Source organism: Streptomyces sp. NPDC058401 (assembly GCF_042722885.1).
Taxonomy (GTDB): domain Bacteria; phylum Actinomycetota; class Actinomycetes; order Streptomycetales; family Streptomycetaceae; genus Streptomyces.
The window spans coordinates 1-13,131 of the sequence record NZ_JBHXKA010000003.1; the positions used below are offsets into that span (position 1 = coordinate 1).

Sequence of the window (13,131 nt, forward strand, 5' to 3'; positions counted from 1 at the left end):
CGTTTGAGGAGCGGGGTCTGGGGCGGAGCCCCAGGGGGTCCGGGCACAGCCCGGGGAACGGGCGAAGGGCGGGTAGGGGAACTCCGCCCCCGCAGGGCCCGACCACCCGCACCCGGTGCCTCAGATCCGCGCAGCGGCCTCGTCGGCCAGGGCCGTGAGGTCCGAGACGGACATCGCCCCGGGCGGCAGGCCCTCCCGGGCGAAGATGTTCGCCGCCACGCGCAGCGTGTCGTTGACCGGCGTGGCCACCCCGTGCAGCCGCCCCAGCAGCACGATCTCCCCGTTGAGATAGTCGGCCTCCACCGACCCCGTCCCCCGCGCCAGGCTCTGCCAGGACGACCCGCCCCGCACCGCCCCGGCCGGCACGTCGACCTTCCCCTCCCGCGCGGCCGACTGCTCGGCCTCGGAGGCCCAGTCGATCCCCGCCGCGGCGAAGGCCGCCTTCGCCTCGCGCACGGCCCGCAGCAGCAGCGCCGTCTTCGCGGGCTCCGGCTCGGGCCCGGTGACCGCCTGGATCGCGTTGCCCAGGTTGCCCAGGAGCTTCGCGTGCTTCCACCGCATCACGTCCTCGGCGACCGGCGCCTCGAAGCCGGCCTTCTCCAGGTCGGCGGCGATCCGCCGGATCCGCGCGTCCGCGCCCCCGGCCGCCTTCCCGAGGTGCAGGATCCCGGTCCGCGGCGCGCACAGGGCGGAGACGGCGCCCGGCTCCAGGAAGGTCGCCGGCAGCCACACGCAGACCCCGTACACGCGCGCGAAGCGCCGTAGGGCCAGGCGTTCGCTCTCGACGCCGTTCTGCGCGCACAGCACCGGCAGCCGCTGGGCCGCCGTGCCGCCGCCGGCGACCTCCGCGTCGCCCCACGCGTCGAGCGCGGCCGCCGCGTCCTGGGTCTTGACCGCCAGCAACAGCACGTCGTCGGGGCGCAGTTCACCGAGCTCGGCCGGCCCCGTGACGACGGGCAGCCGGTGCACCCGCTCCCCGTCCGCCGTGGTGAGCCGCAGCCCGTTCGCCCGCAGGGCCTCCGCGTGGGCGCCGCGGGCGACGAGGACGACCTCGCCGCCCGATTCCGCGAGCCGTCCGCCGATGGTCGCGCCGATCGCTCCGGCGCCGATGATGATGTAACGCATGCCCCGAGCCTGGCACATCCGCGGCCCGGGGTTACCGTCGGACCATGTCTGTTGACGTGCATGAGACATTCGCCCTCGGCGGGGACCTGCCCGTACGCCGCCTCGGACTCGGCACCGGCGGCCTGGTCGGCGCCGGCTACTGGGGCCCGCGCGCCGCCCGCACCGCATCGGCCGACCTGCTGCGCACGGCCGTCGCACGCGGGGTCACCCTGATCGACACCGCCGACAACTACGGCCCCCACCTGGCCGAGGAGCTGGTCGCCGAAGCCCTCCACCCGTACGGGGAGGACCTCGTCGTCTCCACCAAGGGCGGGGTGGTGCGCACCGGCCCCGACCAGTGGCACGCGGCGGGCCGCCCGGAGGACCTGCGTGCCATGTGCGAGGCGAGCCTGCGCAGGCTCCGCCTGGACCGCATCGACCTGTACCAGCTGCACCGCTTCGACCCGGCCGTCCCGGCGGCGGACCAGCTGGGCACGCTGGCCGAGCTCCGGGCGGAGGGCAAGATCCGCCACATCGGCCTGAACACGGTGACGGCGGACCAGCTCCGGGAGGCCCTGACCCTGGTCCCGGTGGCCTCGGTCCAGAACCCGTACAACCTCCTGGACCGCTCCTCGGCGGAGCTCCTCGCCCTGTGCGAGGAACGCTCCATCGCCTTCCTCCCCTACTACCCCCTGGGCAGCGGCGCCCTGACCAGGGAGAGCGCCGCCGCACTGACGGCGGTCGCCGGCGAACACGGCGCGTCCACCGGCCAGATCGCCCTGGCCTGGCTCCTGCGGCACTCCCCGGTCCTCTGCCCCACCCCGGGCACGGGCTCCCCCGCCCACCTGGCGGAAAACCTGGACGCGACCACGGTCCACCTGACCCCGCACGAGATGACCCTGCTGGACGGGCTGGCGGGTTGAGCGGAGCTCACCAGTGGGCAGCGGGGTGTGGAAGCGCAGCCGGTCTCCCCAGTCGGAGCGGGCGGCGAAGTCCATGCGTCAGTCTCGCGTGAGGTCGACCAGCTTCACTACCGTGTTCCAGTTGCGGGTGGTCACGTCCAGGCCCTTGACCACGGCCGGCTTCGCGAGGGCCTCGGCGAGTTTGGAGCGGCCCAGACCGTTCGGGGCGTAGAGGTAGATGACGCGGTCGCCCACGCGGTACTCCTCCGGGAGGTGCGCGGGGGCGTCGATCGAGGCGAAGCGGGAGTCGGCGGGCTGCTCGGAGCAGAAGGTGGCGTGGAGCTGTTTGCCTTCGAGCTCGGCGGCCGGGAAGGGGCAGGCTTCGGCCACGGCGCGCAGGTGGGCGCCGTCGACCACGAGGCAGGGGACGCGGAAGCCGAAGTGGGCTTCCATGGCGGCCTCCAGTTCGCGGGCGAGGGCCTCCGGGGTCTCCTCGCGCGCGGTGGCGAAGACGGCGTTGCCGCTCTGGAGGTAGGTCTGCACGTCCTCGTGGCCCAGGCCGTCCAGGACCTGGCGCAGCTCGGCCATGGGGACCTTCTTGTTCCCGCCGACGTTGATGCCCCGGAGCAGTGCCGCGTACGTGGTCTTCGTCGTCGCGGCCGTCTCGGTCGTCTTGGTCGTCTTGGTCATGTCTGCACGATAGGGCGCACCCCTGACAGCGCATGCGACATCGGCGGGGGTCAGGCGGCTGCGCGGCGTAGGTGGAGGTGCCCGTCGAGGGGAAAGGCGGGCGGAGCCGACGGCAGGATCCTGCCGAACGGGTAGCCGCTCTTCTCGGCGACCCGGCAGGATGCCGCGTTGTCCACCTGGTGGAGGAGTTCGAGGCGTTCCAGGCCATCGGCCCGGAAGGCCTCGAAGGCCCAGGCGGTGAGGGCTTCCAGGGCGCGCGGGGCCACGCCCCGCCCACGGGCCCGGGCCGCCGTCCAGTAGCCGACCTCGGCGGAGGCTTTGCCCGGGCCGGCTCCCTTCACCACCACGTTGCCCACCACCTGCGTCGCCTCGGGGCCCTCCTCCAGGACGGCGAAGGCGAGCCGGGTGCCCGCTGCCCAGTCCCGCTCCCGGTCCCGCACCCACCGCAGCCCCTCGTCCGCACTCTGCACGGAAGGGCTCGCCCAGCGCCGCAGATCCGGGTCCCGGTACGCCTCGACCAGCGCGGCGACGTCGTGCGCGCACCAGGGACGGAGGACGAGAGCGGGAGCGGTGGCCGTCGCGACCGCACGGAGGGTGACGGGAGCGTTCATGATCGAATCGTACGTGGCGGCGTCTCGGCCCGGATCCGAGCGCGCAGTGCGCGGACGGACCAGTCGAGGACCGGCTGGAGGCTCTCCGGCCGGGGCCAGCCGTTGATCACCGCGAGCAGGGCGAAGTACCGCTCCCTGCGCGGGTCGTTGACGCGTTCCAGCCGGGCCAGGAGCCGCCCCCGGGACTCGGCGGGGTCCCCGCGGTCGAGGAGATGTGCGGCGCGGGCCGTCAGGTCCGCAACGATCGGATCGGCCCCGGGTGAGGCCGGATCGATGCCGGCCGCCACGGCCGGGGCGACCACGTCGCGGACGATCGCGGCCACGTCGTCGTGTGGGCGCGGTGGAGCGTCCCGGAGGTGTCCGGCGGCCAGGTCCTCGACCAGGTGCCGTACATGAGCGCGGAACTCCGGGTCCTCGGCCAGCTCGGCCAGCTCCACCCACGCGTGGATCTGTTCCGCATCGGGGTCGTCCGGCAGGTGCGGGGTCATGGAGCACATGACCCCCGCGAACACGGAGTCGGTTCCCACGCCGCCGAAGGCGCTGTCGAGGAAGTCGCCGACCAGCCGTTGGCGTTCCGCTTCGGAGAGCTTCGCCAGTCTGTGCATCAGATTCGTCTCCTCGGGGTCGGCTCCACGGCGCGCCACGGCGGTCAGCACCGCGCGCCGCAGCCGCAGGACGCGTATCTGCACGTCCAGCGCCTCCGCCTGCGCCGCGGCGACTTCCGGCAGCCCGCGCTCCCGGTCCATGACCTGCCGGATGGCGGCGAGGTCCAGTCCCAGGTCGCGCAGGGTCCGTACGAGGTCCATGCGTGCGACGGCGCCGTCGTCGTAGAGGCGGTAGCCGGCCGGACTCCGGTGGGTGGGCGGTACGAGCCCGCAGTCGGAGTAGAACCGGACGGTCTTGACCGTGGTACCGGTTCGCCGGGCCAGCTCGCCGATCGAGTGGAGCGTGTGGCCGTTCATCTCCCCATCTTCGGGTCTCCCCCTGCCGGAGACTCAAGCCCCGGGTCGGCCGGGCAGTTCGGCGTCGATCAGTTCGGCCCCGGTCAGGTCGGCCCCGGTCAGGCCGGCTCCGATCAGTTCGGCCTCGATCAGGTCGGCCGCCTGTCGGGTGCCGCCCTCCGTCGCCATCTCGCGGCGGATCCGGTCGGCGCGGGCGGCCACGTCCGGGTCGGCGACCAGGGCGAGGACGGCCTTGCGCAGGGTCGTGGCGTCGGCCCCGGCCATCGGGACGTGCCGGGCGACGCCGAGGCCGGCCAGCATGTCGGCGTTGCCGAACTGGTCGACGGCCTGCGGGACCGCGACCATCGGGGTGCCGGTGGCCAGCCCTTCCTGGCAGCCGCCCGTGCCCGCGTGGGTGATGAAGGCATCGGCCTGGCGCAGGATGTCCAACTGGGGAACCCAGCGGTGGACTTCGACGTTGGCGGGGATCTCGCCGAGCTCGGCCTCGTCGGTGAACCTGCCGATCTGGAGCACGACGTGCCAGTCGGGCAGGTCCCCGAAGGCCTCCGTACAGGCCCGGTAGAAGGCCGGCTGCTTGGTGAAGGTGGATCCGAAGGAGACCAGAAGGACCTTCTTCCCCTCGGCGCCGGCGGGGCGCGTCCAGGTGCCCTGGGTGGCGCTGCGGTCGCCCTGGCAGGCGCCGACGAAGGTGTACACGGCCTCGTCGACCCGGTCGGCGTTCGGCTGCAGGGCGCGCGGCATGAGGACGACGCTGCGGCGGGGGCGGCCGACGAACCGGTCGCTGTCCTCGTCGATGCCGTTCTCGTCGAGCCAGGCCCGGAACCGGGCGTAGTACGCCTTCCCGCGCCCGGAGGCGCGCAGTTCGGCGAACATCGGCTCGGCGACCTCCTCCTCGTAGCCGGTCCAGGCGACCAGGGTCGGGGAGAGGGACACCGCGGGGACGCCCCAGCGCCGTGCGAGGACGATCGCCGGGTAGGCGGTGATGTCGTGGAGGACGAGGTCCGGCTCGTCGCCCTCGAAGGCGGCCGCGAGCTGCGGGAGGGCCTGGACCGCGTCGGCGAGGAAGGGCTCGATGTTGTCGATGAGTTGGGTGCCCCACGCGTCGGGGTCCTCATCGGTGGGGAGGGTGGAGTTCCAGATCACCGGGGTGGCGCCCGTCTCGGCGATCTTGTCCGCGTACGCGGCGGGGATGGCGTAGCTGACGCGGTGGCCGCGGGCGACCAGCTCGCGGATCACTTCGATGCTCGGGTTCACGTGGCCGGCGGCGGCGATGGAGAACATGGCGATGTGGGCGGGCTGCGCGGTCGTGGTCATGCATCGAAGATAACGAGACGAGACGTCTCGTGCAACCTGTATGCGTGGGTGGGGCGGGGAGAGATGCCGGGTCCCCGCGCTCCGGATGCGAAACTTGTCCGGTCATGAGCCCCCGGGTACGACCCCGGTGGCGCCCGGGGCACCCGGGGAAACGGACGTACTGCGGACTGCGGAGACGGCATGGACGAGGCACGGGCCCGGGAGGCCCTGACGGCGGCGGGCCTGACGCGGGCGGGGTCGCCCGCTCCCCGGCTGCTGGCCCTCGGCGAGAACGCCGTCTTCGCGCTCGACGACGGCCTGGTCGCCAAGGTCGGCCGGGAGGCGGCGCTGCTGCCGCGCGCCGAGCTGGAGCTGAAGGTGGCGGGCTGGCTCGCGGAGTCCGGGGTCCCCGCGGTCCGCGCGGCCGAACCGCGGCCGCGGCTGGTGGACGGGCACCCGGTGACGCTGTGGCACCGGCTCCCCGACGCGGTCCGCCCGGCCGGCCCGGCGGACCTCGCGGCGCTGCTGCGGCGGATCCACGCCCTGCCGGCGCCCCCCTTCGCCCTGCCGCCGCGCGACCTGCTCGGCGGGGTGGAGCGCTGGCTGCGCCTGGCGGAAGGCGCGATCGACCCGGCGGACGCCGCCTACCTGCGGGCCCGCCGCGACGGATACGCCGCCCAGGTCGCCGCCCTCACCCCGCACCTGGAGCCGGGCCCGATCCACGGCGACGCGCTGCCCCGCAACGTCCACGTGGGCCCGGCCGGGCCGGTGCTCGTCGACCTGGAGACGGTCTCCGCCGACCTGCGCGAACACGACCTGGTGGTGATGGCCCTCTCCCGCGACCGGTACGGCCTGCCCTACTCCTCGTACGAGGAGTTCACGGCGGCGTACGGCTGGGACGTGCGCGACTGGAAGGGCTGCGCGATCCTGCGCGGCGCCCGCGAAACGGCCAGCTGCGCCTGGGTCTCCCAGCACGCCCCGGCCAACCCCAAGGCCCTGGCGGAGTTCCGCCGCCGCGTGGCCTCCCTCCGCGAGGACGACCCGGAAATCCGCTGGCACCCGTTCTAGGGGTGGCGTATCACTTCCCGCATATGAAACTGCCCCTCTCCATCCACCGCGCCCGGCTCGGCCCGGCGGAGTTCAAGGTGATCCGCCCGGCCCGGCCGCCGGCGCGTGCGGTGCTGTCGCCCGGCCGCTGGTACGTGGACGCCCAGGTCGACCAGCAGGCCGCACAGCTCGTCGCCGGGCTGTGGTCCCTCGCCGCCACCTCCCCGCGCTCGCTGGTGCACATACCGCTGCGGCGCACCGACCCCGACACCGGGGAACCGGGCCTCGACCTGGTCCTCCTGCACCACTCGCTGCAGTTCGCCCCCGCGCGCTGGAAGGAGCTCCGCGCCCGGCTGGGCCCGGGCCGGCCGCAGACCGCGGACCTGCCCGGACCGCCTTCGGCCGATCGCAACGTCGACCACCGGCCGGAGCGGCACCACCGGGAGAACCGAGACCGCTTCCACCAGCGCGTCCACGCCGGGACGCTGTTCATGACGGGCAGCGCCACCCTGTTCGCCGACACCTCGTGGCTCTTCGCCGACGTGGCCCACCAGGGGCCGGGTTACGCCCACGCCCACCCCGACCACCCGCACTACTGCGCCCGAATGGGACCGGGCGACGGCCTCGTCGCCGACGGCGGCAGCGGCCTCCACGTCGTGTACCGCGACCGCTGGCCGGGACCCTGACCCCGTCAGGCCGGCGCGTCGGAGTCCGTACCGGCCTGCCAGGTGCGGCCGATGCCGCGCAGCATCGCCGGGTAGACCCCGAGGTGGCGGAAGGGCTTGATGGCGACCATGTAGGCGGCGCCGAGGAGTCCGTTCGGCTTGACCAGGACGGCCATGCGGCCGTGGTGGCCGCCCGCTCCGTCCTCGTCCGGGACCCAGCCGATGTGCAGGATCCCGTGCACGGTCCGGTTGGCGGTCTCCAGCACCCACTCGTCGTGCGTCTGGTAGACGGTGCTGAAGGAGGAGGCGCCGGTTCCCGGCCCCCGGGAGCTGCCCCGGAGGTCCTCGGGGAGCCGGTCCCGCAGGCTCGGCACCCGGCCGCCGAGGCCGTCGGCGGGCTTGTCCCAGCCGAACAGCGCGCCCAGCTTCCAGCGGGCCGCGAAGAGCGCGCGCACCACCGGGGAGGCTCCCTGCTGCCCGAAGCCCTTCTCGAACTGCTCCACGAACCGTGCGAGGTCGTCGGGGCCGCCCGGCGTCGGGAGCTCCCACACGTCCTCGACCCGGAAGTCGCCGGCGATCTCGTGGATCCGCCAGGGGCGGTCGGTGTGCGCCGTTCTGGGCAGTCTCATGAGCGAGCCCCGATCTATACGATGCCGTATAGAAAAGACTAGCACCGATCTATACGGCACCGTATAGATCGGGTTCACCCGAGGGAGGCGACACGTGGGCGCGACCCGCACGCCACGCCGCAACTGGATCGAGGAAGGGCTGCGCGCGCTCGCCGCCGGAGGCCCGGAAGCCGTCCGGATCGAACCGCTCGCGCAGGCCCTCGGCGTGAGCAAGGGCGGCTTCTACGGGCACTTCGGCAACCGGGACACCCTCCTCACCGAGATGCTCGACACGTGGGAGCGCGAGGCCGCCGAGGCCGTCATCGAGCAGGTCGAGGGCGCGGGCGGAGACCCCAGGGCCAGGCTGAAGCGGCTGTTCGCGATCGCCGGCGCCGCCGACACCCCGGCCCGGGGCGTGGCGACCGACCTCGCGGTCCGCGAGTGGGCGAGGCGCGACGAGTCCGTCGCGGAGCGGCTGCGGCGCGTGGACAACCGCCGCATGGACTACCTGCGGTCGCTGTTCGGCGCGTTCTGCCCCGACGAGGACGACGTCGAGGTCCGCTGCATGATCGTCTACTCGCTGCGGATCGGCAATTACCTCATCGCCGCCGACCACGGCCCCCGCACCCGCCCCGAGGTCATGGAGCACACCCGGGACTGGCTGCTGCGCTAGCCACCCTCAGACGCGGTACGGCACGACGGGCCAGGCCCGCTCGACTATCGCCTCGGGGTCCGAGGTGCGCCGCAGGTAGCTCTGCAGCGAGGCCGCCTGCTCGGCCGCCGCGCGGATCTGCAGCTCGTGCAGGTCCGCCAGGGCGACCGTCCCTATGGCCGCGTGCACGGCTCCCATTCGCCGCGCGGCGCGGGCCGCCGCCAGCGCGTCCGCGCCCGCGTCGTGCGCCGCTTCCAGGCTCACCCCGTAGTGCTCGCACAGGGCCTGGAGGGTCCGCCGGCCCTTGCGGTAGCGGTCCGCGTGCTTGTCGAGCACCAGCGGGTCGATGACGGGCGGCACGGTCTGCCCGGACCAGCGCTCGCCCAGCGGCCGGATCCCGTGCCGGCGGCACTCGCGGTCCAGCAGGGTCAGGTCGTACCGCGCGTTCATCACCACCAGCGGGGTTCCCGAGCTCAGCGCCTCCACGAGCGTCCGGGTTATTTCCTCGATCGCCGGGGCCGCCGCCATCCCCCGCGTGCGGGCGTGGTCCGTGGAGATCCCGTGGATGGCCGAGGCCTGCTCCGGGATGGGCACGCCCGGGTCGACCAGCCACGTCCGCTCCCGGGCCACCTGCCCGTCCGGCCCGACCGCGATGACGGCCGCCGTCACGATCCGGTCGGACTCGGTGTCGGTGCCCGTGGTCTCCAGATCGAAGGCCACCATCGGCCCGCCGTGCCAGTCCCCCATCCAGTCCCCCGCCCAGTCCCCCATCACGTGCCCCCCGTACCCGTCCCTCTACGTCAACGGCTTTCAGCCTGACACGGGCCACTGACAACCCCGGAACCGGGTCCGCCCCCCGCATCCGCCCCCGCTCACGACACCGGGCGGGAGTCCTGCCAGATGGACTCGAATTCCTCGCGGTAGGTCGGGAACAGCCCGTGCTCGTGACCGGGTCGCACCTGGCCGGCCCGGCCGCCGCCCCGCAGGACCAGGACCGGCGCCTCCATGCCCCGGGCCCGGCGCAGGTACGACTGGACCACCGCGATGCCCGAGGACTCGCCCTCCACCAAATACGCGGTGAAGCGCGGGGTCTCGTCGAAGACGTGGATCTCGAAGCGCGAGGGGTCGCGCAGGCCCGCCCGCACCCGCCGCACGTGCAGGATGTTCATCTCCACCGAGCGGCTCAGCTCGCCCTTGCGCAGACCGAGCTCCCGCTCGCGCCGCTTGACCGCGCTGCTCGCCGGGTTCAGGAACAGGAGCCGCACCCGGCAGCCGGCCTCCGCGAGGCGTACCAGTCTTCGGCCCGAGAAGTTCTGGACCAGCAGGTTGAGCCCGATGCCGATGGCGTCGAGCCGCCGCGCCCCGCCGAAGAGGTCCTCCGCCGGGAGCTGGCGCTGGAGGCGCACCCGGTCCGGGTGGACGGAGATGACGTCCGCGTACCGGTCGCCGACCAGGTCCTCGACGGCGTCGATGGGCAGCCGGTCCGCCGCCGGCGAGCCCGCGCCGCCGCCCAGTACCTCCAGCAGCCGCGCCGACGCCCGCTCGGCCTGTTCCAGGACCGGCCGGGACAGGGCCCGGTTGCGGGAGACGACGTTGCGGGTGACCTCCAGCTCGTCCAGCGCCTGCTCGATCTCGCGCCGGTCGTCGAAGTAGGGCTCGAAGCAGGGCCAGTGCTGGACCATCAGCTCGCGCAGCTGCGGCAGGGTGAGGAAGCTCAGCACGTTGTCGTCGGCGGAGTCCAGCAGGTAGCCCTTGCGGCGGCTGACCTCGCGCACGGCGACCGCGCGCTGCACCCACTCCTGGCCCGCGGGACCCGCGGCGGCCACCACCCAGTCGTCCCCGCCGTGCACGGGCTCGTAGACCGGCCGGAGCACCGCTCCGACCACGGAGCGCAGCCGCTGTTCGATCAGGTTCAGCCAGATGTACGCCCGACCGGCGCGCTGGGCCCGGGTCCGGACCTCGCTCCAGGCGTCCGCGCCCCAGTCCAGCTCGGCACCGGCTCCCGCCTGCGCCTTCCCGGTCCCGCCGGCTTCCTGCGGGGCCAGCGACACGGCCCCGGCGGGAATCCCGCCGGCCGCCCCGGCCGCGGCGTCCGCCGGGCCGCCCTCGTGACCGCCGTCACCAGGGGGCAGCTCCAGACCTCCCGAGCTCACCCGTGCACCGCCTCCTGCGTCTGGACGCCCGTCTCCAGTGATCACGGAAGGGTACTCCGCGCGTGCGGCCCCCTGCAGCCCGATGCGTGCCCCTGCGGCCCGACGCGGGATCACGGTCCGTACCCGGTCCGTCCGTTGGCCCATTATCCGCTCTGCCGACGATCGGATCTTCCCAAGGTCGGCCGAACCTCTTATCAGCTCTCCGGGTCACCCGGTAGGACCCTTCCAAGTCCCCGCGTGGAAGCCCTGTTTCGGGGAAGATCTGCCAGTGACGTGGTCCACGCCGGATCAGCCCGACACTGAGGGGAAGAGTCGTTTTCTATGCAGGTCTGGCCGGGACAGGCGTATCCGCTGGGTGCCACGTATGACGGCGCCGGCACCAACTTCGCGGTCTATTCGGAGGCCGCCCGACGCATCGAACTGTGCTTGCTGCACGACGACGGTTCGGAAACCGCGATCGAACTGCGCGAGACCGATGCCTTCGTCCGGCACGCCTACTTGCCGGGCATCATGCCCGGTCAGCGCTACGGGTTCCGGGTGCACGGCCCCTACGAGCCCGAGCGCGGCCGGCGCTGCAACGCGGCGAAGCTGCTCCTGGACCCGTACGCGCGGGCCATCGCGGGCAGCGTGGACTGGGGCGAGGAGGTGTACGGCTACCACTTCGGCCGCCCCGACTCCCGCAACGACCTGGACTCCGCGCCCAAGAGCATGAGTTCGGTCGTGGTCAACCCCTACTTCGACTGGGCCAACGACCGGCCGCCGCGCCACGAGTACCACCACACCGTGCTCTACGAGGCCCACGTGAAGGGCCTGACCATGCGTCACCCGGACCTCCCCGAGGAGCTGCGCGGCACGTACGGGGCGCTCGCGCACCCGGCGGTCATCGGGCACCTGACCAAGCTCGGGGTGACGGCGCTGGAGCTCATGCCGGTGCACCAGTTCGTCAACGACCACCGCCTCGTGGACGACGGGCTCAGCAACTACTGGGGCTACAACACCATCGGCTTCTTCGCCCCGCACAACCGCTATGCCTCGGGCGACCGCGGCCAGCAGGTGCTGGAGTTCAAGTCGGCCGTCCGGGCCCTGCACGAGGCCGGCATCGAGGTGATCCTCGACGTGGTCTACAACCACACCGCCGAGGGGAACCACCTGGGCCCGACCCTGTCCTTCCGGGGACTGGACAACGCCTCGTACTACCGGCTCGCGGACGATCCCCGGCACTACATGGACACCACGGGCACCGGGAACTCGCTGCTGATGCGCTCCCCGCACGTGCTCCAGCTGATCATGGACTCGCTGCGCTACTGGGTCACCGAGATGCACGTGGACGGTTTCCGCTTCGACCTGGCGGCCACGCTGGCCCGCCAGTTCCACGAGGTGGACCGGCTGTCCTCGTTCTTCGACCTGGTCCAGCAGGACCCGGTGGTCAGCCAGGTCAAGCTGATCGCGGAGCCGTGGGACCTGGGCGAGGGCGGCTACCAGGTGGGCAACTTCCCGCCGCTGTGGACCGAGTGGAACGGCAAGTACCGGGACACCGTACGGGACTTGTGGCGCGGGCAGCCGCGCACGCTCGCGGAGTTCGCGGGACGGCTGACGGGCTCCTCGGACCTCTACCAGGACGACGGGCGACGGCCGTCGGCCTCGATCAACTTCACCACCTGCCACGACGGTTTCACCCTGAACGACCTGGTCTCCTACAACGAGAAGCACAACGAGGCCAACCGCGAGGGCAATCGGGACGGCGAGACCCACAACCGGTCCTGGAACTGCGGGGTGGAGGGCCCGACGGAGGATCCGGAGATCGGGGAGCTGCGCGAGCGGCAGATGCGCAACTTCATCGCCACGCTGATGCTGTCGCAGGGCGTGCCGATGATCAGTCACGGGGACGAGTTCGCACGCACTCAGGGCGGCAACAACAACGCCTACTGCCAGGACAACGACCTGTCGTGGGTGACTTGGCCGGAGCCCGGCAAACCGGCGCCCGCCCTGCTGGAGTTCACCCGGGAGATGGTCCGGCTCCGGCGCGAGCACCCGGTGTTCCGGCGGCGGCGCTTCTTCCACGGGCGGCCGGTGGAGGGGACGCACGACGAGCTCTCGGACATCGCCTGGTTCACCCCGCACGGCGAGGAGATGCGGGCCCGGGACTGGCAGGCGCAGCACGCGCGGGCGCTGGCGGTGTTCCTGAACGGGGAGGCCATCTCGGAGCCCGGCACCCGTGGGGAGCGGATCACCGACGACTCGTTCCTGCTGATGTTCAACGCCGGTGCGGAGGCCCAGGACTTCACCGTCCCGGCCGGGCACGGAGCGCAGTGGCGGCTGGTCGTGGACACGGCGCGGCCGGAGGTGCTGGCACCCGGTACCGGGCCGCAGTACGCGGCCGGGGACCGGGTGACACTGACAGGACGGTGTCTGGTGGTGCTTCAGCGCCCGGCATAGGCGCCGCT

At 73.0% G+C, this 13,131-nt stretch carries 13 protein-coding genes and 1 pseudogene; 5 read left to right on the forward strand and 9 right to left on the reverse strand.

Going from position 1 to position 13,131, the window contains the following annotated elements:
- Positions 1 to 120: 120 nt before the first annotated feature.
- Positions 121 to 1,125, reverse strand: coding sequence for a ketopantoate reductase family protein (locus ACFWNV_RS01655; protein WP_383938835.1), 1,005 nt, complete (start codon positions 1,123 to 1,125; stop codon positions 121 to 123).
- 44 nt (positions 1,126 to 1,169) lie between these two features.
- On the opposite strand from ACFWNV_RS01655, the gene ACFWNV_RS01660 reads away from it, so the two are divergent.
- Positions 1,170 to 2,027, forward strand: coding sequence for an aldo/keto reductase (locus ACFWNV_RS01660; protein ID WP_383938838.1), 858 nt, complete (start codon positions 1,170 to 1,172; stop codon positions 2,025 to 2,027).
- A gap of 78 nt (positions 2,028 to 2,105) precedes the next feature.
- Here the strand turns inward: ACFWNV_RS01660 and ACFWNV_RS01665 are convergent, their stop codons facing one another.
- The 5 genes and pseudogenes from ACFWNV_RS01665 to mgt form a co-directional block, all read right to left on the reverse strand.
- The gene (locus ACFWNV_RS01665) at positions 2,106 to 2,696 is read right to left on the reverse strand and encodes a DUF1697 domain-containing protein (protein ID WP_383938841.1); all 591 of its coding nucleotides are present in this window, start codon (positions 2,694 to 2,696) and stop codon (positions 2,106 to 2,108) included.
- Between the two features lie 50 nt (positions 2,697 to 2,746).
- On the reverse strand, positions 2,747 to 3,307 hold the full coding sequence (locus ACFWNV_RS01670; protein WP_383938844.1) for a GNAT family N-acetyltransferase: 561 nt from the start codon (positions 3,305 to 3,307) through the stop codon (positions 2,747 to 2,749).
- The gene (locus ACFWNV_RS01675; RefSeq protein WP_383938847.1) at positions 3,304 to 4,269 is read right to left on the reverse strand and encodes a MerR family transcriptional regulator; all 966 of its coding nucleotides are present in this window, start codon (positions 4,267 to 4,269) and stop codon (positions 3,304 to 3,306) included. Before ACFWNV_RS01675 ends, ACFWNV_RS01670 begins: the two co-directional genes overlap by 4 nt.
- A 33-nt stretch (positions 4,270 to 4,302) precedes the next feature.
- Positions 4,303 to 4,401, reverse strand: a complete 99-nt coding sequence (locus tag ACFWNV_RS01680) for a pentapeptide repeat-containing protein (protein ID WP_383939146.1) — start codon at positions 4,399 to 4,401, stop codon at positions 4,303 to 4,305.
- Positions 4,375 to 5,618, reverse strand: a pseudogene (gene mgt / locus ACFWNV_RS01685) (macrolide-inactivating glycosyltransferase); the annotation flags it as partial. The gene ACFWNV_RS01680 and the pseudogene mgt, both read right to left, overlap by 27 nt.
- Before the next feature lie 145 nt (positions 5,619 to 5,763).
- On the opposite strand from mgt, the gene ACFWNV_RS01690 reads away from it, so the two are divergent.
- Positions 5,764 to 6,630, forward strand: coding sequence for a phosphotransferase enzyme family protein (locus ACFWNV_RS01690; RefSeq protein WP_383938850.1), 867 nt, complete (start codon positions 5,764 to 5,766; stop codon positions 6,628 to 6,630).
- 23 nt (positions 6,631 to 6,653) lie between these two features.
- Positions 6,654 to 7,295 (forward strand): hypothetical protein, encoded by a 642-nt coding sequence (locus ACFWNV_RS01695; RefSeq protein WP_383938853.1) that lies wholly within the window; start codon positions 6,654 to 6,656, stop codon positions 7,293 to 7,295.
- Between the two features lie 5 nt (positions 7,296 to 7,300).
- Here ACFWNV_RS01695 and ACFWNV_RS01700 read toward each other — a convergent pair whose 3' ends face one another.
- Positions 7,301 to 7,903, reverse strand: a complete 603-nt coding sequence (locus tag ACFWNV_RS01700; protein ID WP_383938856.1) for a DUF2867 domain-containing protein — start codon at positions 7,901 to 7,903, stop codon at positions 7,301 to 7,303.
- 94 nt (positions 7,904 to 7,997) lie between these two features.
- On the opposite strand from ACFWNV_RS01700, the gene ACFWNV_RS01705 reads away from it, so the two are divergent.
- Positions 7,998 to 8,555, forward strand: a complete 558-nt coding sequence (locus ACFWNV_RS01705) for a TetR/AcrR family transcriptional regulator (RefSeq protein ID WP_383938859.1) — start codon at positions 7,998 to 8,000, stop codon at positions 8,553 to 8,555.
- A gap of 6 nt (positions 8,556 to 8,561) precedes the next feature.
- On the opposite strand, the gene ACFWNV_RS01710 is transcribed toward ACFWNV_RS01705, so the two are convergent.
- Both ACFWNV_RS01710 and ACFWNV_RS01715 read right to left on the reverse strand, forming a co-directional pair.
- The gene (locus tag ACFWNV_RS01710; protein WP_383938862.1) at positions 8,562 to 9,305 is read right to left on the reverse strand and encodes an exonuclease domain-containing protein; all 744 of its coding nucleotides are present in this window, start codon (positions 9,303 to 9,305) and stop codon (positions 8,562 to 8,564) included.
- A gap of 101 nt (positions 9,306 to 9,406) precedes the next feature.
- Positions 9,407 to 10,687, reverse strand: coding sequence for an SAV2148 family HEPN domain-containing protein (locus tag ACFWNV_RS01715; protein WP_383938866.1), 1,281 nt, complete (start codon positions 10,685 to 10,687; stop codon positions 9,407 to 9,409).
- A gap of 321 nt (positions 10,688 to 11,008) precedes the next feature.
- On the opposite strand from ACFWNV_RS01715, the gene glgX reads away from it, so the two are divergent.
- Positions 11,009 to 13,123, forward strand: coding sequence for a glycogen debranching protein GlgX (glgX, locus tag ACFWNV_RS01720; protein ID WP_383938869.1), 2,115 nt, complete (start codon positions 11,009 to 11,011; stop codon positions 13,121 to 13,123).
- Positions 13,124 to 13,131 lie beyond the last annotated feature (8 nt).